The sequence below is a fragment of the uncultured Duncaniella sp. genome, assembly GCF_910578445.1.
In the GTDB taxonomy this organism is placed as follows: Bacteria; Bacteroidota; Bacteroidia; order Bacteroidales; family Muribaculaceae; genus Duncaniella.
On the sequence record NZ_CAJTQC010000002.1, the window covers coordinates 260,833 to 279,945 of the forward strand.

General features: G+C 51.7%; 17 protein-coding genes. 1 reads left to right on the forward strand and 16 read right to left on the reverse strand.

All coding sequences use genetic code 11. The annotated features are described in order from the left end of the window. Positions 1-338: 338 nt before the first annotated feature. The 15 genes from QZ311_RS02365 to QZ311_RS02435 all read right to left on the reverse strand — a co-directional run bounded on the left by QZ311_RS02365 (position 339) and on the right by QZ311_RS02435 (position 16,897). Entirely contained in the window at positions 339-1,493 is a 1,155-nt protein-coding gene (locus QZ311_RS02365) for a sodium ion-translocating decarboxylase subunit beta (protein ID WP_297063480.1), read from the reverse strand. A gap of 67 nt (positions 1,494-1,560) precedes the next feature. Next, positions 1,561-1,995 (reverse strand): biotin/lipoyl-containing protein, encoded by a 435-nt coding sequence (locus tag QZ311_RS02370; protein ID WP_297063482.1) that lies wholly within the window; start codon positions 1,993-1,995, stop codon positions 1,561-1,563. A 44-nt stretch (positions 1,996-2,039) separates the two neighbouring features. Continuing rightward, positions 2,040-2,966 carry an OadG family transporter subunit gene (locus QZ311_RS02375; RefSeq protein ID WP_297063483.1) on the reverse strand — a complete coding sequence of 309 codons (927 nt, stop codon included), beginning with the start codon at positions 2,964-2,966 and terminating at the stop codon, positions 2,040-2,042. Positions 2,967-3,058: 92 nt separating this feature from the next. After that, a complete protein-coding gene (locus QZ311_RS02380) occupies positions 3,059-4,612 on the reverse strand; it encodes an acyl-CoA carboxylase subunit beta (protein WP_297063486.1) in 1,554 nt (517 codons plus the stop codon). Between the two features lie 65 nt (positions 4,613-4,677). After that, on the reverse strand, positions 4,678-5,100 hold the full coding sequence (gene mce, locus QZ311_RS02385) for a methylmalonyl-CoA epimerase (RefSeq protein ID WP_123615181.1): 423 nt from the start codon (positions 5,098-5,100) through the stop codon (positions 4,678-4,680). Positions 5,101-5,481: 381 nt separating this feature from the next. Further along, the gene (locus QZ311_RS02390) at positions 5,482-7,080 is read right to left on the reverse strand and encodes an FGGY-family carbohydrate kinase (RefSeq protein ID WP_297063489.1); all 1,599 of its coding nucleotides are present in this window, start codon (positions 7,078-7,080) and stop codon (positions 5,482-5,484) included. A gap of 20 nt (positions 7,081-7,100) precedes the next feature. Beyond that, positions 7,101-8,636: an L-arabinose isomerase gene (gene araA / locus QZ311_RS02395; RefSeq protein WP_297063491.1), complete on the reverse strand. Its 1,536-nt coding sequence runs from the start codon at positions 8,634-8,636 to the stop codon at positions 7,101-7,103. A gap of 40 nt (positions 8,637-8,676) precedes the next feature. After that, the gene (locus tag QZ311_RS02400; protein WP_297063493.1) at positions 8,677-9,348 is read right to left on the reverse strand and encodes an NUDIX domain-containing protein; all 672 of its coding nucleotides are present in this window, start codon (positions 9,346-9,348) and stop codon (positions 8,677-8,679) included. 85 nt (positions 9,349-9,433) lie between these two features. After that, entirely contained in the window at positions 9,434-11,137 is a 1,704-nt protein-coding gene (locus tag QZ311_RS02405; protein ID WP_297063495.1) for a sodium:solute symporter, read from the reverse strand. Positions 11,138-11,198: 61 nt separating this feature from the next. Then, positions 11,199-12,359 (reverse strand): aldose epimerase family protein, encoded by a 1,161-nt coding sequence (locus QZ311_RS02410; RefSeq protein ID WP_297063497.1) that lies wholly within the window; start codon positions 12,357-12,359, stop codon positions 11,199-11,201. 232 nt (positions 12,360-12,591) lie between these two features. Continuing rightward, a complete protein-coding gene (locus tag QZ311_RS02415) occupies positions 12,592-14,214 on the reverse strand; it encodes an Rne/Rng family ribonuclease (protein ID WP_297063499.1) in 1,623 nt (540 codons plus the stop codon). Between the two features lie 341 nt (positions 14,215-14,555). Then, positions 14,556-14,837 (reverse strand): HU family DNA-binding protein, encoded by a 282-nt coding sequence (locus tag QZ311_RS02420; protein ID WP_107032403.1) that lies wholly within the window; start codon positions 14,835-14,837, stop codon positions 14,556-14,558. Positions 14,838-15,013: 176 nt separating this feature from the next. Continuing rightward, a complete protein-coding gene (locus QZ311_RS02425) occupies positions 15,014-15,724 on the reverse strand; it encodes a YjjG family noncanonical pyrimidine nucleotidase (RefSeq protein WP_297063505.1) in 711 nt (236 codons plus the stop codon). Further along, positions 15,714-16,400, reverse strand: coding sequence for a queuosine precursor transporter (locus tag QZ311_RS02430; protein ID WP_297063507.1), 687 nt, complete (start codon positions 16,398-16,400; stop codon positions 15,714-15,716). The genes QZ311_RS02425 and QZ311_RS02430 overlap by 11 nt, the downstream gene beginning before the upstream one ends. Then, entirely contained in the window at positions 16,397-16,897 is a 501-nt protein-coding gene (locus tag QZ311_RS02435) for an HAD-IIIA family hydrolase (RefSeq protein WP_297063509.1), read from the reverse strand. The genes QZ311_RS02430 and QZ311_RS02435 overlap by 4 nt, the downstream gene beginning before the upstream one ends. A gap of 157 nt (positions 16,898-17,054) precedes the next feature. Between QZ311_RS02435 and guaA the strand changes: the two genes are divergently transcribed. Then, a complete protein-coding gene (gene guaA, locus QZ311_RS02440) occupies positions 17,055-18,578 on the forward strand; it encodes a glutamine-hydrolyzing GMP synthase (protein WP_297063511.1) in 1,524 nt (507 codons plus the stop codon). 155 nt (positions 18,579-18,733) lie between these two features. On the opposite strand, the gene QZ311_RS02445 is transcribed toward guaA, so the two are convergent. Then, positions 18,734-19,113 (reverse strand): hypothetical protein (locus tag QZ311_RS02445; protein ID WP_297063513.1); only part of this gene is annotated, 380 nt, incomplete at its 5' end.

Genomic DNA, 19,113 nt, shown 5'->3' on the forward strand with positions numbered 1-19,113 from the left:
GCTAATGCCCTCGTGGCAGGCAATCTGATTGTAGAGCGTTCACTGTGTGGTAGGGAAAAATCTGTGATGAATTTTAGCTGTGCAAGTGAAAGTCTGCATCTTTAAAACAACCGTTTCATGCCTTGGGTTTAAAGCATGAGTGTTAAAATTGAGAATTTATGGTATCTTATAGTCGGATTCATCCGGCCATTGGTCGGTGAAGAACCTACAGGTATGGATATTGAGGGCTGTTACTATTGGTGGGTTTTAAAAAAGCGCAGGGGCATAATTAATTCAGGAAGTAATTAAAATTATGCCCCTGCGCGGGTGTATGAGACGAAATTAATCGTTGGCAGACATCAAGCGAGGAATCCGAGGAGGACACCTGCGGCTACGGCCGAACCAATCACACCGGCGACATTCGGGCCCATGGCGTGCATGAGCAGGTAGTTGCTGGGATCGTATTCAAGACCAAGGTTATTGGAAATGCGGGCAGACATCGGGACGGCCGATACGCCTGCGTTACCGATAAGCGGATTGATTTTCTTTGATTTCGGCAGGAAGAGGTTGAAGAACTTCACGAAGAGGACACCGCTGGCCGATGCGATGATGAAGGCCATGAAACCGAGAAGGAAGATGCGGATGGTCTCTGATGTGAGGAATTCCGAAGCCTGTGTCGATGCGCCGACTGTCATGCCGAGAAGGATGGTGACAATGTCGGTGAGGGCGTTGCTGGCAGTCTTGGCAAGACGGTTGGTCACGCCGCATTCACGCAGCAGGTTGCCGAAGAAGAGCATGCCGAGCAGCGGAAGGCCTGAGGGAACGACGAAGCAGGTGAGAATCATGCCGACAATCGGGAAGATGATTTTCTCGTTCTGCGACACGGCGCGGGCGGGCTTCATCTTGATGACACGCTCGTTCTTAGTGGTGAGCAGGCGCATCAGCGGCGGCTGAATCACCGGCACGAGGGCCATGTAGGAGTAAGCCGACACTGCGATTGCACCCATGAGGTTCGGCGCGAGTTTCGACGAAAGGAAGATGGCTGTAGGACCGTCAGCACCACCGATGGTGGCGATAGCTCCGGCCTGGTCGGGGGCGAATCCGAGCAGAAGTGCCACCATGTATGCTCCGAAGATACCGAACTGGGCGGCAGCACCGATGAGCATGAGCTTCGGGTTGGCGATGAGGGCCGAGAAGTCGGTCATAGCTCCGATGCCGAGGAAAATCAGCGGGGGATACCATCCGGCGCTTACACCATTGTAAAGAATGTTGAGCACCGAGCCTTCTTCATAGATGCCGATTTCAAGACCGGCGGTGGTGTTGAAGGGGACGTTGCCGATAAGTATACCGAAGCCGATGGGCACGAGGAGCATCGGTTCGAAATTCTTCTTAATAGCGAGCCAGATGAAGAACAAGCCGACAAGCAGCATCACCAAATGCTGCCATGTGGCGTTGTAAAAACCTGTCAGATGCCAGAACTCCTGAAGGTTTTGAAGTAAGAAATCGCTAAACATAATGTTTGATAGTTACTTAGATGTGAGGTTTTCAAAAAGTGTGATGCTTTGTAGACACTCACTCTATTTATTCGAGGGTAATGAGGGCTGTACCCTGAAGCACTGAGTCACCGGCATTGACATTGATTGAGGCGACCTTGCCGTCCTGACCGGCGTGGATGGCGTTTTCCATCTTCATTGCTTCAAGCACGGCAACAGTGTCGGAAGCCTTGACTGTGTCGCCGACTTTCACGTTGACCGAAATCACAACGCCGGGGAGGGGAGCTTCAACAGTGTAGCCGCCTGCTTTGACCTGAGGCTTGTTGATGACCTTGGCTCCGCTTTCGGTGCGTGGTGCTGCAGACGGGCGTGGCGCTGTAACGATGTTGACAGGCTTTTCGGTCTTCTGGAGTTCCACTTTGTAGGGAACGCCGTTGACCTCTACCTTAGCGAGATTGTTGTCGATATCGCCGATTTTCACCGTATAGAGGTTACCGTTGATTCTATATTTATACTCTTTCATTTCTGTTTTTGATGTTTCAGTGTTTGAATACTGGGAAATTAAAATTAACGATGCGGAAGCTCGCGAAGACTGTAGATCTTCGAGCTCCAGGGTGAGTATGCTCGGCGTACCTTATTGATCGTAAGGATTGTGCTTTCGCGGTCGTGGGCGTCGAGATGCTCGGCGAGGGCAGCTGAGATTGCTGCGATGACTTCGCCTGAATCCTGCTCGTGGTGGTGGTCCTCGATTTCGCTTTCATCGCTGGCAAGAGCTTTCACTTTGCGTTTGCGTGAGATTGAAGCTCCGATGCTGTTGATGATATAGAAGCAGATTGAGAGAATCACGAGAGCGGAGAACACGATACACATCGCCATGACGGCCATTGCGAAGCCGTGGGGGTCATGTTCGGCGAAGCTGTCCACCTTGTTGTTGGTGCTCTTGATGATGTTGTTGCTCGACGGAGTGATGTAGTGCGATTCCGAACCGTCGCGCACTTCCCAGTCATCAGGGTTGTTGATTCCGCCTTCACCGTCAGCCTTGCGGGCATATGACTGTCCCGGAAGGAGAGTGCCCGGAATGACGATTTCATCGATGAGGGTGAGCCCGTTGGCATCATAGATGGCAATGTAGTTGTCTTCGCCGGGTGTAAAGGTGAAGTTGGTGTGGAATGTGCCCTTGTTGGGTTCGCCGTCAGCCCAGAAAAGCACATGCTGACGCGAGGGAATCTCGGTGTTCACGTCACCGAGGGGAACGGGATAAAGCGTATTGTTGCTGCGGTCGTTGGTCAGAAAGACACTTGAGATTTCGAGCGGAGCGAAGGTCGAGTTGTAAAGCTCGATCCACGCCGGGTAGCGTCCGAAATCGTCGACCACGCTCGTGGAGTCGTTGACGATCATCACCTCGTTGATGCGCAGGCCGCGACGCCCTTGGGCGGATATGGCCGAGACGCATGCGAGAGTCACCAACAGCAGCGTTAAAAGTCTTTTTTTCATAACTTTTGTTGAGATGATTAGTAAGATTTACAGGCTGTCCGCATCGCGTATGGAAGATTGGTGTCTGCCACACGGATGCGAAAGTGACCCTCTTAGAGAGGTATGTTGCCGTGTTTCTTGGCCGGATTGACAACCTTCTTGGTCGCGAGCTGCTGAAGGGCGCGGATGATGCGGAAACGGGTGTTGCGCGGTTCGATCACATCGTCGATATAGCCGTAGCGGGCTGCGTTGTAGGGGTTGCAGAAGAGCTTGTTGTATTCATCTTCTTTCTCGCGGAGCACCTTGGCGGGATCGTCGGATGCCTTTGCTTCCTTGGCATAGAGAACCTCGACAGCACCTGCGCCACCCATAACGGCGATTTCGGCGGTAGGCCATGCGTAGTTCATGTCGCCACGGAGCTGCTTGCATGACATCACGATGTGTGAGCCACCGTAGCTCTTGCGGAGTGTCACAGTCACCTTGGGCACTGTTGCCTCGCCGTAGGCATAGAGAAGTTTCGCGCCGTGGAGGATTACACCGTTGTATTCCTGACCTGTTCCGGGGAGGAAGCCGGGAACGTCGACGAGTGTCACCAGAGGAATGTTGAACGCGTCGCAGAAACGGACGAAGCGAGCGCCCTTGCGCGATGCGTTGCTGTCGAGCACGCCGGCAAGATATTTGGGCTGGTTGGCCACAACGCCGACAGCCTGTCCGTTGAAGCGGGCGAAGCCGATGATGATGTTCTTGGCGAACTCGCGCTGGATTTCAAGGAACTCACCGTTGTCGACGATTGCGTTGATGACCTCATACATGTCATAAGGACGGTTGGCCGAATCGGGGATGATTTCGTTGAGAGAGTCTTCGAGACGGTCGATCGGGTCGTTGCATTCAACCAGCGGTGGCTCTTCGAGATTGTTCTGGGGAATGTAGCTGAAGAGTTTGCGGATGATGCGGAGTGTTTCTTCTCCGTCCTCAGCAGCAAAGTGTGCGACACCGCTCTTCTGTGAGTGTACGGTTGCACCGCCGAGGGCTTCCTGGCTCACGTCTTCGCCTGTCACGGTCTTGACAACCTTCGGGCCTGTGAGGAACATGTAGCTGATGCCCTTGGTCATGATAGTGAAGTCGGTGAGTGCTGGTGAATATACAGCACCGCCGGCACACGGACCGAGGATACCTGAAATCTGGGGAATGACACCTGATGCGAGGATGTTGCGCTGGAAAATTTCAGCGTAGCCTGCAAGCGCGTTGATGCCTTCCTGAATACGTGCACCGCCTGAGTCGTTGAGACCGATGACGGGGGCTCCCATCTTCATGGCCATATCCATGATTTTGCAGATCTTAAGAGCCATGGTTTCGCTGAGTGAGCCACCGAACACGGTGAAGTCCTGAGCGAATACATAAACGAGGCGGCCGTCGATTGTACCGTAGCCGGTCACGACGCCGTCGCCGAGATAGCTTTTCTTTTCCTGACCGAAGTTGTAGCAACGGTGGCGGACAAACATGTCGATTTCTTCAAAAGAACCTTCGTCGAGAAGTTGGGCAATACGCTCGCGGGCTGTGTATTTACCTCTTTCGTGCTGTTTCTGGATAGCTTTTTCGCCACCACCCAGACGAGCTTCTTCGCGAAGGGCGATAAGCTCTTTTACTTTTTCAAGCTGGTTACTCATCTGTTATGAGATTATGTAAAAGTGTTTTGGAAATTATGGTTTAAGTATGAGTTGCGTGTTTCCTCTTACTTTTTTGCCGGATCTTCGCAAAGTTCAATGAGAGTGCCGCAGGTCGATTTCGGATGGAGGAAAGCGATGTTGAGACCTTCAGCGCCTTTGCGGGGTGCTTTGTCGATGAGGGCACAGCCTTTTTCCGATACTTCAGCGAGAGCGTTGGCCACACCGTCCTCGATTGCGAATGCGATGTGCTGGATGCCGCCGCGGCCGCCGTTCTTTTCGATGAACTTTGAAATCGCGCTGTCAGGCGAAGTGCCTTCGAGAAGCTCGATCTTGGTCTGTCCGACCTTAAAGAATGCTGTGCGCACCTTCTGGTCCTCTACTTCTTCGATTGCAAAGCATTTGAGACCGAGGGTGTTTTCGTAAAATGCGATTGCTGCCTTGAGATCGGGTACTGCGATACCCACGTGTTCGATGTGTGAAATATCCATGATAGTGATGGTTAGAATTGGGGTTTCAGTAATACTTTTTTATTGGTGTCGGCATGCCCTCAAAGAGTGGAAGGGAGCTTTCACCGTTGCAAATTTAAGTATAAAAATCGGTGATAACAAACTTATAATTACCCAATAATTCGGCAATCCGACATAAATTTCGGCAGAAAAATGAAAAAGACCTCCACTCTGGCTGAAAACTCCTGTGCCCGTAATAAAATTAGGAGGCACAAAAAATTCAGAAATAACAAAAATGACAATCTCGGAAGTGTTGCGGTTCTGACGGAATTGAACGGTTGTATCATGAACGCTCCGCCGGAGTCCGGTGAGATATGTTATTTTTGTTATTTCTGAATCGATGTACCTCTCGTTATAAGAGTATTATGCTTTTGCTTGGGTTGCTGCGTGCTCTATGGCAAGACCGCGCTTATAGTTCTCGAGGTAAGCGTTGAAACCTTCCACTTCTTCTGATGTGGGGGCGATTTCTGTGCCTGCGTCTCCGAGGAACACACGGTCGTTGAGATAGCCTGCAAGCGACTGGTTCTTGGCGTTGTTGACAAGGTAGGATGCAAGAAGCGCTATGCCCCAAGCGCCGCCTTCGCCTGCGGTTTCCATGACGGAAATCGGAGAGTTGAGGGCTGCCGCAAGGATGCGCTGTCCGACTCCGGGAGTCTTGAAGAGGCCTCCATGACCGGTGATGCGGTCGACTTCCACTTTCTCGTCATTGAACAGGATATCGTTGCCGATTTTCAGTACGCAGACCGACGCATAGAGATTGGCTCGCATGAAATTAGCGAGATTGAATTTGTCGGATGCCGAGCGCACGAACAGCGGACGTCCTTCCTCAAGGCCGGTGATGGGTTCTCCCGAATAATAGTTATAGGAGATGAGGCCTCCACAATCGGTGTCGCCTTTGAGGGCGTTGTTGTAGAGAAGTCCGAACACCTGATTCATGTCGACAGGGACTCCTAGAAGTTCCTGATATTCCTTGAAGAGGTTGACCCATGCGTTGAGGTCGGAGGTGCAGTTGTTGCAGTGGACCATTGCGACGAGGCTGCCGTCGGGGGTTGTCACCATGTCGATCATCTCGTAGGGCTTCGAAAGTTCTTTTTCGAGCACTATCATTGAGAACGACGATGTTCCGGCCGACACGTTGCCAGTGCGCTGGAGCACGGCGTTGGTCGCAACCATGCCTGTTCCGGCGTCGCCTTCGGGCGGACAGAAGGGTATGCCAGCTTTGAGGTGGCCAGAAACGTCAAGACGCATAGCGCCTTCGGCTGTGAGGCAGCCTGATTTTTCTCCGGCTACGAGCACTTTAGGCATGATGTCGAGCAGTTTCCACGGGAAGCCCTTGGGGGCTACGAGATTGTCGAACTTTTCGACCATTTCGGCTGAATAGTCCTTGGTGGCCGGGTCAATGGGAAGCATGCCTGACGCGTCGCCGACTCCGAGCACCTTTTCGCCTGTCAGCTGCCAGTGGATATAGCCGGCAAGTGTGGTGAGATAGTCGATGTCCTTGACATGGGGCTCTTCGTTAAGGATTGCCTGATAGAGATGTGAGATGCTCCATCTCAGCGGGATGTTGTAGACGAAAAGCTCCGACAGTTCGGCTGCGGCCTTGCCGGTGTTGGTGTTGCGCCATGTGCGGAACGGGACAAGGATTTCGGCGTTTTTGTCAAACGGCATGTAGCCGTGCATCATCGCGCTGATTCCGATTGCGGCGAGGTTTTCAATCTCGATATCGTATTCCTTGCGGACATTTGCTCGCAAATTGGCGTAGCAGTCCTGAAGGCCATACCAGATGGCTTCGGTGCTATATGTCCAGAGTCCGTCTGATAGCTGGTTTTCCCATTCGTGCGAACCTTGGGCTATGGGCTTGTTTTCCTCGTCGATAAGTACGGCCTTGATTCTTGTCGAGCCGAATTCGATGCCGAGGATTGCCTTGCCTTGAGCGATGGTTGATTTAGGATCTGAATTCATATCTCAGTCTATCGCTGTGGTTAGAGGTAGAGTGATTTGTTGAGCATGTAGTAGACTTCACCCATGCGGAGTGAGTTCTTGAAATTCTCGATGGTGGTATCCTTGTCGATATGTACCATTTCGATTCCTGCGATTTCGGCATAGTCTTCCCAGAATTCGGGAGTGATTGCATATGAGAAGCAGGAGTGGTGTGTGCCGCCGGCGAGAATCCATGCTGTCGCGCCTGTCTCGAAGTCGGGCTGCGGAATCCAGAGAGCCGATGCCACGGGGAGTTTGGGCAGCGGTTTTGACTTGATGCAGTCAACGTCGTTGACGATGAGGCGGAAGCGGTTGCCCATGTCGACTACGGTTGCGGTCACGCCCTTGCCGGGTTTCGAAGTGAAGACGAGGCGTGCGGTCTGCGACTTGCGGATGCCGATACCGAGGAAGTGTACTTCCAGACGGGGACGCTCTTCGGCGATGAGGGGACATACTTCGAGCATGTGGGCCTGAAGGATTGAGCTTTCCTTTCCGTTGAAGTTGAGGGTGTAGTCCTCAAGGAACGAGCAACCGCCTTCCATGCCGCGGGTCATCACCCACAGTGTGCGGTAGAGAGCTGCCGATTTCCAGTCGCCTTCAGCTCCGAAACCATAGCCTTCGGCCATGAGACGCTGTGATGCGAGACCGGGAATCTGGTCGAATCCACGGCCTGTCACGTCGATGTTTGCGTCGCCGAGGTCATCGAAGTTGGTTGTGAAGCCCTTTGCTCCCTTGTCCTTCAGCATGGCGCGGAGTGTGAGTTCGGCCTTGGCGGCGTTCCACACTTTTGTATATGCTTCGCTGTTTTTGTCTTCAAGAGAGGCGTCGTGGGCGTAGAGAGTGAAATATTCGGCTACGAGGGCATCGACGTCGGCATCCTTGATTTCGTCGAAATACTTCATGAGCGAGCTGAAGGGCATATAGTCCACGTGATAGCCGAGGCGGATTTCAGCTTCCACCTTGTCGCCATCGGTAACAGCAACGTTGTTCATCTGGTCGCCGAGACGGATGATGAGCATGTCCTGCGAGTCGGCCCAGCCGATGCAGACGCGCTGCCATACGGCGATGCGTTCGAGGGTCTTGGGGTCTTTCCAGTAGCCGGTGACAACTTTGCGGCGCACACGCATGCGGGCGCAGATGTGTCCGAACTCGCGGTCTCCGTGAGCACTCTGGTTGAGGTTCATGAAGTCCATGTCCATTGTATCCCATGGAATTTCGGCGTTATACTGGGTGTGGAAGTGGAGCAGGGGCTTTGAGAGAACCTTGAGGCCGTGGATCCACATCTTGGCTGGAGAGAATGTGTGCATCCATGTGATGATACCGGCACAACGGGGATCATTGTTGGCGGCCTTCATGATATCCTCGACTTCGTGTGAGGAATTGGCGGTTCCTTTATATACGACTTTGACAGGCAGGAGGCCGGAATTGTTTAGACCGTCGACCATTTCTTTTGAATGTGCGTCGACACTGACAACGGCATCGCCTCCGTAGAGGAGCTGAGCGCCGGTTACCCACCATATTTCATAGTTTGAATACATAGCTGTAATGGTTTTAAAGAGTTGTTTGTTATTGGATTTTTTAGATTTTAAATTTGGGATGGGAGAGATAGACGTGGTCGTTGAAGCGGTAGAGCGAAGCTCCGCGCCGCGAGCCCGTCTTGTCGATATACTCGGTCTTTTCAATGCAATGAGTTTCGGCCACGCGCTTGCGGAAGTTGCGTTTGTCGAGCGGCTCTCCGAGTATGGTCTCATAGAGAGACTGAAGCTGTGATAATGTGAACATGGCCGGAAGCAGATTGAATCCGATTGGTTCGTGGGAGCACTTGGCCCTTATGAGATCGAGTGTCTTTTTGACCATTTCGGGATGGTCGAAACCGAGGGGAGGCAATTTGTCGATTTCAATCCAGACGGCTTCGTGCTTTTCGAGGAGTTCGATGTTGTATTCATCCGGACCGAGTAGCGCATAGTAGGCGACGGAGATTACACGTTCGCCCGGGTCACGGTTGATTGCACCGAAAGCATGGACCTGTTCCATATAGATGTCTTCAAGACCGGTGAGATGTCGCAGCACACGCCGGGCAGCGTCGTCGACGCTTTCGTTTTCCTGAACGAAACCGCCCATGACAGACCATTTGCCCTTTTCCGGTTCGAAACGGCGTTTAGTGAGCAGCAGACACAGTTTTCCGTCGACAAGACCGAATATAATGCAGTCGACGGAGACGAAAAAACGGGGATTGTTTGAGTAGAACATCTTTTGGAACGTATGTTATAACGTGAAAGAGCAGGATAAATGTGTGCCGGAATTCACTCCGGCACACTTCGAGATTTCAATTGTATTACCAGAAATAGATATAGAATGCAACTGTGATGCCGAGGATGATCACGGAGTTGATGACATCCCACATGTTCCAGCTTGCACGTGTGGCGGCGCGTTGTTCGGCTGTCGATGTTCCGAACACGAGACCTTGGATTTTTTCAGGTTCAGGCGCTTTGGTGCAGAGTGAGACGATGACACCTACAGCGAGGCAGAACACAAGCATCCATCCGCAGAAGAAGAGCCAGTTGCAGTCATAGAAAATGTATTGGAACCAGCTGCCTTCGCTGCCGGGAATCACTTCGGCGTTGCTGTAGTAGACCTTCGCGCCAAGACGGGTGAGACCGATGATGAGACCTGAGAGAAGCGCCCACATGCCGCCTTGAGCCGAAGCACGCTTCCAGAGGATACCGATGAGGAAGGCTGCGGCGATGCCGGGTGCGAGGACTGACTGCACGTCTTGGAGATAGAGATAGAGCACGTCGCCCACAGAGCGCATCACCGGAATCCAGAGGATGCCGAGAATCACGATGACAACTGTGGCTGCCTGACCGATGCGGACGAGTTTCTTCGGGTCGGTGTTGGGGCGGAAACGCTGATAGAAGTCAATGGTGAAGAGGGCTGCCGATGAGTTGAACAGCGATGCGAGCGATGACATGAGCGCTGCGAGGATACCGCAGACGATGAGACCCTTGACACCGGCGGGGAGCAGCTTGGCCACGAGTGTGGGGAAGGCTGCGTCGGAGTTCACATTGCCGTTGGCAAGCATGGGGAGGAAGCCTTCACCGCCGGCAGCGACAGAGTTCTGATGGATTGCGAAAGCAATCATGCCGGGGATGAGGAAGAGGAACACGGGGAGCAGTTTGAGGTATGCTCCGAAGATTGTACCGCGACGGGCTTCTTTTTCATCTTTGCCTGAAAGTACGCGCTGTACGATGAACTGGTCGGTACACCAGTACCAGAAACCGATTACAGCCGAGCCGATGAGAGCGCCGAGCCAAGGATACTGGCTGTCGTTGTTGTCGCGGATGAGGTTGACCATGGTGTCGCCATATTCATTGACCTTCACGTTCGAACAGATTCTCATCATTTCGTCCCATCCGCCGAGTTCCTTCAGACCGAGGACAAGGATGATGAGCGAACCGAGAAGGAGAATGGGGGTCTGGAGCACGGAGGTGTAGAGCACTGATTTCATACCTCCGAAGATTGTATAGAGGGCTGTGATGAGTACGAGACCGATTGCGGCAATCCAGAAGAAGTCGATGCCCCACAGCTGTTCGATGCCGAACACCTGCTGGAACACGAGGCCGCCGGCATAGACTGTCACGGCAACTTTTGTGAGCACATAGCTGATAAGTGAGATGGTCGCAAGGATGGTGCGCGACTGTGGGTTGAAACGTTTTTCAAGGAACTCGGGCATGGTGTAGACCATAGAGCGGGTGTAGAAGGGAACGAATACCCAGCCGAGAAGAAGAATCATCCAGCCCTGTATTTCCCAGTGGGCCATCGCCATGCCTGACGAAGCGCCTGAACCGGCGAGGCCGATGAGGTGTTCAGAACCGATGTTTGAAGCGAAGATTGAGGCTCCGATTGCAATCCATGTTGCGTCTTTGCCTCCAAGAAAGTAGTCAGCGGCATTGTTTTGCTTCTGTCGCATCACCCACACGATGACGCCGACAAGAGCCAAGGCGAAAATACCGATGACAATCCAGTCAAGTAATGCCATAGTTTTCTAAGATATTAAGTTTGTTAAATTTAAGTAAGTCTGATTTTGATGACAACGGCCGTTATTTCTTGTCGGTTGAAAACGCGAATACGGTGTGGCTCTTGTAGGTCTCGCCGGGACGGAGGACTGTTGAGGGCCATTCGGGTTTGTTGGGGCTGTCGGGATAGTGCTGGGTTTCAAGGCAGATGCCTGTGCGCTGGTTGTAGACTTTGTCGTTTTTGCCTGTCACAGTGCCGTCGAGGAAGTTGCCTGAGTAGACTTGGATTCCGGGTTCGTCGGTGTAGACATCGAGTACGATACCTGTCGACGGTGACTGGAGAGTGGCTGCGGGGACAGAGATGTCGCCCTTTGTATCGAGAACCCAGTTGTGGTCATAGCCGTTACCGTTACGGATTTGTTCGAAATCGGTTTCGTTGATTCGCTCGCCGATGACACGCAGCGAGGTGAAGTCCATGGGAGTTCCGGCGACAGGGAGGATTTCTCCGGTGGTCATGTATGTTGAGTCGACAGGGGTGAAGGTCGCAGCGTTTACATAAAGCTCGTTGTCGGTAATCGGTTGCGATGGGTCGCCGTTGAGGTTGAAATATGCGTGGTTTGTCATGTTGATGACCGTAGGTTTGTCGGTCACGGCCTCATAGGCGATGTCAAGACGGTTGTCGGATGTCAGGGTGTAGGTGACTTTGGCTGTCACGTTACCGGGAAAATTGTTGTCGCCGTCGGGCGAGTGCATTGTGAGGACTACAGTCGAGTCGTTGGGCTGTTCGGCTTCGTAGACCTGATATTGCCAGCCTGTCGGACCTCCGTGGAGACAGTGTCCGAAATTGTTGGTCGGGAGCTGGATGGTGTCACCGTCGATTACGAAACGGCCCTGATTGATGCGGTTGGCATAGCGCCCGATGGCAGCGCTGAAGTCAGTCTGGTTGTTTTCGGGAAAATAGGCTGCGATGCTGTCGAATCCGAGGACGACATCGCGCAGCTGGCCGTCGCGGTCGGGAACCATCAGCGATACGATGCGGCCACCGAAATTAGTAATGCAGGCTTCCATACCGTTTGAGTTGGCAAGTGTGTAGAGCGCGGTCGGTTTGCCGTTATACTCCCCGGCGAATTTAGCGGGGTCGAGGCCTGATTTTGTAATCGTGGCTTCATTCTGATGGTTGCATGAGCTGGCGATTATCATAAGCCCTGCGCCTAAGGCTGCAACGTGAGGTAACATCCGTTTCATGGTGTGTGAATTGAGAGTTTTTTGAGAGTTTTATATTGTCTAAGTGTTTGGTTCATGGTTGAAACCGAATAAGTGTAAAAAACACACTTATTTCAGTCTACAAATATACAACCACTCTGTAATGTGACAAAAAAAATACTTATGTTCTACAACATAAAAACCTCCGTATCCCTGTCGGTGATACGGAGGCTGATGTTTTTGATTGAATTTTTTTGTACAAATGTTGAAGATGTCAGTCTTCCTTGGAACGGTTCTTTGCTTTGGATTTTGATTTTGTGGCCGATGAATCCATGTCTTTTTCTTCCTGAAGGTCGATTTCATTGCGGTCACGGTCGACGACGCGATATTGGAGGTAGGCCAGTGATTCGTCCGGGATAATACGGAAGTTGAATCCAAATTCGAGTTGCCAGCGACGGTAAAGCGACGGGAATCCTTTTTTCAGATATGCGGAAACGAAAGGATGGACATAGAGTATGAAATGCTTTACCTTCAGATTTTTGACAAGATAGTCGAGCTTCTCGTGGAGGGTGTCGGTGAACAGTAGTGACGGACGGACTTTGCCTTTTCCGTGGCATGACGGACACTCCTCGGTCGTGTCTATGTCGAGAGCCGGACGTACACGCTGGCGTGTAATCTGCATCAGTCCGAATTTGCTCAGTGGCAGGATGTTGTGGCGTGCGCGGTCATTGGCCATCACTTCGCGCATGTGTTCATAGAGCTTCTGGCGGTGTTCGGCCTTGTTCATGTCGATGAAGTCGATGACGATTATGCCGCCCATGTCGCGCAGCCTGAGCTGTCGGGCTATTTCGTCGGCGGCACGGAGATTGACTTCGAGCGCGTTGCTTTCCTGATCTGGGGCGGCCTTTGAGCGGTTGCCGGAGTTCACGTCGATGACATGGAGAGCTTCAGTATGTTCGATGATTACGTAGGCTCCCGATTTGAACGAAACGGTTTTGCCGAATGACGATTTGATCTGGCGCGTGATGTTGAAATGGTCGAATATAGGGGCACTGTCTTCATAGAGCTTGACAATGTCCTTGCTTTCAGGCGAGATCAGATTGACATATTTTGATATTTGGCTGAAGATTTCCTTGTCGTTGACATGGATGTTTTCAAACGTTGGGCTGAACACGTCGCGCAGCATCCCGACGATTCGGCTTTCCTCCTCGAAAATAAGAGCGGGAGCGGTTGCCGACCGGGCTTTGGCGACGGTCTCGTCCCAGCAACGGAGCAGTGTTTTGAGCTCATGGTGGAGTTCGCGCACACTTTTGCCTTCGGCCGATGTGCGGATGATGACTCCGAAATTTTTGGGCTTGATGCTCTCGATGAGCTGGCGCAGACGGAGTTTTTCCTCCGTGGTTTTGATTTTCTGCGAGATTGAGATTTTATCGCCGAATGGAATCAGCACCATGTATCGTCCCGTGAAGGTGATTTCCGTTGTCAGTCGCGGGCCTTTTGATGATATTGGCTCCTTGACAATCTGTACCATCAGTTCCTGTCCCGGCTGAAGCACATTGGTGATTGAGCCGTGCTTGTCGATGTCGGGCAGACGTTTGATTTTGGGAACGGTGATGTCGGTTTTCTTGTCGACGATTGCGTCTTTCAGAAATGAGGAGTAGGTAGAAAATTGTGAACCGAGATCCAAGTAATGAAGAAAAGCATCTTTTTCGTAGCCTACGTTGACGAATGCGGCGTTCAGACCCGGCATCAGCTTTTTCACTTTTGCCAGATAGATGTCACCGACGGCGTAGGCGATGTTGCGCGCCTCCTTTTGCAGGGAGACGAGCCTTGAGTCCTCAAGCAAGGCAATGGATACCTCGGTGGGCTGTACGTCTACGATAAGTTCACTCTTCATTAGTCGGTTGTGATCTGTAGATAGATTATTTTGTATGTTTCAGAGGGGAGTATGGAGACCGGAAAAATACCGGCCGGGGAGCTGGGGAGGTGCGACAAACAACGCAAAGAACAAACCTTGTGTGGGTGTCTTGTAGTTGAACGCGCCTGTCAAGTGTTTGTTCTTTGTGTTATTTACGCAGCTACGCAAGAAGTTGCAGGTCAAGCCTGCTTATTTCTTCTTGTGACGGTTTTTGCGAAGGCGTTTTTTACGCTTGTGGGTTGCCATCTTGTGGCCTTTTCTTTTCTTTCCGCTGGGCATAGTAGGGAGGTATTATGTATTGTTAGACAATAGTTTTTTTATTATTTGAGATCCTTTACCTCTTCCATGAACACCTTTGCGGGCTTGAATGCGGGGATGCGGTGTTCGGGGATGATAATGGTGGTGTTTTTGGAAATGTTGCGGGCTGTCTTTTCTGAACGAACCTTGGTGATGAAGCTACCGAATCCGCGAAGGTAAACGTTCTCGCCATGTGAAAGAGACTCCTTCACTGTTTCCATGAACTTTTCAATGGTTTCGAGTACGTTGGCTTTGTCGATGCCGGTAGATTTCGAAATCTCGTTGACAATGTCAGCTTTAGTCATTACAATATTAATTTATAATTGGTTAATATCTTTGACGTTGCGCCCAAAGAGTGCGCACGTTTTTTGCAAGTGCAAATATCGGAACTTTTTTTGAATTATCAGCTATATTTAGGCTAAAAATTTTGCTTAAAATTCACTTTCTCACCACGTTAGACGCTAAAGTAAAGAATGTCGGCCTAAAAAAGCTCTTTTAAGAGGTCCAAACGAGGGGTTATTGTCACTTTGTCACCGACTGTCATTGCGGTCGCTTTGTCGTCGAAAAGCACTGCCTTCCATCCGGCGGCCAGTGCTCCGGCGATGTCCGTGTCGCGATTGTCGCCGATCATGACATGGAGCGAGGGATCGGGGGTGAATGCGCGTTCCATCGCATGGCGGTAGAGCCGTGGGTCGGGCTTGTTGATTCCGATGTCGTCGCTCAGCACCGTGAGGTCGACAAATCTGTCAAGCCCTGTATTGGTGAGTTTGCGATGCTGGACATCTTTGAATCCGTTGCTCAGGATACCTATATTATAATCGTGCGCGCGCAGGTACGCGAGGATTTCACATGCTCCCTCGACGAGAGCTGTCTGCTCGGCCAGACGGGTGAGGTAGAGCGGATCGAGCTTCCGGGAAAATTCTTTAAGCGACTCTTCATCACCGTCCCAGTGAGGGCGGAGCGGAGTGGCAAAACGGTCGACACGAAGAAATTCCTGTGTGATTTCCGCGCGGCTGTAGCGCGCCCATAACGTGAGGTTGTGACTCTCGTAAGTTCCGGCCCATTCATCCGGCGAATTGAAGAAACGATCCAGTCGGCATTCGTCATAGATGATGCGCAGCGCCATGCGTGAATTGGCGTGGAAGTCGATGAGCGTGTCGTCGAGGTCAAACCAGATCCATTTATATTTCATTGATTTTCCACCATTTGTATGACATGCCCGGAGTGTCTGTGACATCGCCTCCCTCGTGGTCGCGCAGGAGTTTGACAGCGCGGAGTGTGACAGGGAGAATGAGGATTTCATAGAATGTCTTCAGGAAAGTCTGTGTGACAATCAGGAGTCCGATTTCATTCCACGAAAGGACTCCGGCAAAAGCTATAGGGAAAAATATCACCGAATCGACCCCCTCGCCCCATAGCGACGACACTATGGCGCGGAGCGAGAAGCGGCGGCCGCCTGATGAGATTTTCATGCGCGACATCACATAGGCATTGACCATCGAGCCACAGAGAAATGCGATGAAGCTTGCTGCAAATATGCGCGGGACTGCGCCGAAGACAGTCGCCATGGCCTCCTGTCCGGTCCACGATTCAGCTCCGGGAAGCCAGATGCCGAGCTGGAGCAACAGGGAGACGAGCATGTTCATGCCGAATCCGAGCCAGATGACCAGACGTGCTTTGTTGAATCCGTAGACCTCAACGATGCAGTCGTTCAGGATGTATGATATCGGGAAGACTACGACTCCGGCTGTGATGGTCAGAGGCCCGAGGTCGACAGTCTTTATTTCCATAAGGTTGCTGACAATCAGACACACGCAGAATGTGACTGCAAGCAGCATGAAAGTGACAGATATTTTTACTTTGCTCATTTTTGTGAGTTTGCTTTGTTGTTTATTTCTTTCAGGATGAGGTTGGCGAATTCTCTGACACATCCTTCTCCCCCTTTTAGATTCATGACGATGATTGAGGGGATTGATTTGACCTCAGCGACAGCGTCGGCCGGGCACGCCCGGAGTCCTGCGGCGCTTAGCAGGTCGACACAGTTGACGTCGTCGCCGATGTAGGCGACTTCGTCGAGGCCGATCGACAGGCTTTCGCAAATGTCGGCGCAGGCTGTGAGCTTGCCCCCGTCGCGTTTGCCTTGAACCAGAAAATCGACCCCGAGTTTCTCGGCTCTTCGGCTGACAAGCCGGGTGTTTTCGCTTGTTATTATGCCTACTTTTATTCCCGCCTTCTGTAGAAGTTGGAGACCCATGCCGTCGCGGGCGTTGAATTTTTTCATCACATCGCCGTCGGCTGTGTAATACATTCCGCCATCAGTGAGAGTACCGTCGACATCGGTCAGGAAAAGACGTATATTTTTCATATCAGGATATTATGTGATCGGCTGATCGGTCTGTTCGGATTTTTAGCCTGCAAAATTACTCAAAAAATTCAGATAAATAGTCTAAAAATCGGTTAATTCTGCGTAACTTTGCACTCAGATTCAATCATTATCACATTAATATCCCTCTTCCCACATTATGCAGGAAAAGATTATTATTCTCGATTTCGGGTCGCAGACCACCCAGCTTATAGGGCGTAGAGTCCGCGAGCTCGGAGAGTATTGCGAGATTCTTCCTTACAACAAGTTTCCTTATGATGACCCGTCGGTTATCGGCGTGATTCTGTCAGGTTCGCCTTTCTCCGTCTATGACGACAAGGCGTTCAGAACCGAGCTTGACCGCCTGCGCGGCCATCTCCCTGTGCTCGGCATCTGCTACGGCGCTCAGTTCATAGCCTATACTTCAGGCGGAAGCGTCGAGCCTGCTCCTTCGCGTGAGTATGGTCGTGCGCATCTGACAAAAATCGACACGACAAGTCCGCTGTTCAAAAACATTCCGGTCGGGAGTCAGGTGTGGATGAGCCACGGCGACACCATCACTTCGATTCCTGAGGGATTCAAGACCATAGCGTCTACCGACAAGGTGCCCATCGCTGCCTATCAGGTGGAAGGCGAACAGACTTGGGGCGTGCAGTTCCATCCGGAAGTATATCATTCGGAGCACGGCACTCAGTTGCTCCGCAACTTTGTAGTTGACATCTGTGGCGGCAAGCAGGACTGGACTGCCGAATCGTTTATCGAAAGCACCGTTGCCCAGCTTAAAGAACAGCTTGGCGACGACAAAGTGGTGCTTGGTCTGAGCGGTGGAGTTGACTCATCCGTGGCAGCTGTACTTCTCAACCGTGCTATCGGCAAGAATCTCACCTGTATATTCGTCGACCACGGAATGCTGCGTAAGAATGAATTCCGTAACGTGCTCCATGACTATGAATGTCTTGGCCTGAACGTGGTCGGGGTTGATGCTTCTGAGAAGTTTTTCAGCGAGCTTGCAGGTGTTACAGAGCCGGAACGCAAGCGCAAGATTATCGGAAAGGGCTTCATCGACGTGTTTGACACCGAGGCTCATAAAATCAAGGATGTGAAATGGCTGGCACAGGGCACGATTTATCCTGACTGCATCGAGAGCCTTTCAATCACCGGCACTACCATCAAGAGCCATCACAATGTAGGCGGCCTTCCTGAAAAGATGAATCTGAAGCTCTGCGAGCCTCTGCGTCTCCTTTTCAAGGACGAGGTACGTGCTGTAGGGCGTCAGCTTGGAATGCCTGAGCATCTGATTAAGCGTCATCCGTTCCCGGGCCCGGGACTTGCCGTGCGCATTCTCGGTGACATTACGCCGGATAAGGTACGCATTCTTCAGGATGCCGACGATATTTTCATTCAGGGACTTCGCGATTGGAATCTCTACGACAAAGTATGGCAGGCAGGTGCAATCCTCCTTCCCGTGCAGAGTGTCGGGGTGATGGGCGATGAACGCACCTACGAACGTGCCATCGCTCTGCGTGCGGTAACGTCGACCGACGCGATGACAGCTGACTGGGCGCACCTCCCTTACGATTTCATGGCAAAGGTGAGCAACGATATCATAAACAAGGTGAAAGGCGTAAACCGCGTATGCTATGACATCTCCTCGAAGCCACCGGCAACAATCGAGTGGGAATAATCAAGCCTACTTGCAACCCCACTGAACTATAGCCAAATACACCGCATTGGAGCAATCCACATGGATTGATACCAGTTACTTACAAGCAATCCACGGTTAACTCGCTGGGTCAGCCGTGGATTCTCTTTTTGCCCGTTTTGAGAGAAACGTCCCCGCTATTCGTCCCCGAAATAGGAAAACGCCCCCGATTGTCTTTTTGAGTATGAAGCCCACTCTTCCTGTTTGTTCTCAAAATCTATGGCATCGTCACTGTAGGGGTCTTCTGCATACCTCTCTTTGAGGATGGTGACACGTTCATTGAGGAAGCATCGGATTTTCCAATACGTTTGCTTTGCCAAATCAGGGCTGGGGGCTTTCTCCATCAAAACGTCCAGAGCTATGAGAATGTCTTCCCAGGCTCGCCAATTATGTGGATAACTATTGAGGATTCTCATATACATATCCTCCTCTCGGTAATAACGGTCAAACGCAGCGTCTTGAGATTGCTTCAAATCGGTCGCTCCCAGTGTACCATGGTAGATATCTATATTTTCTT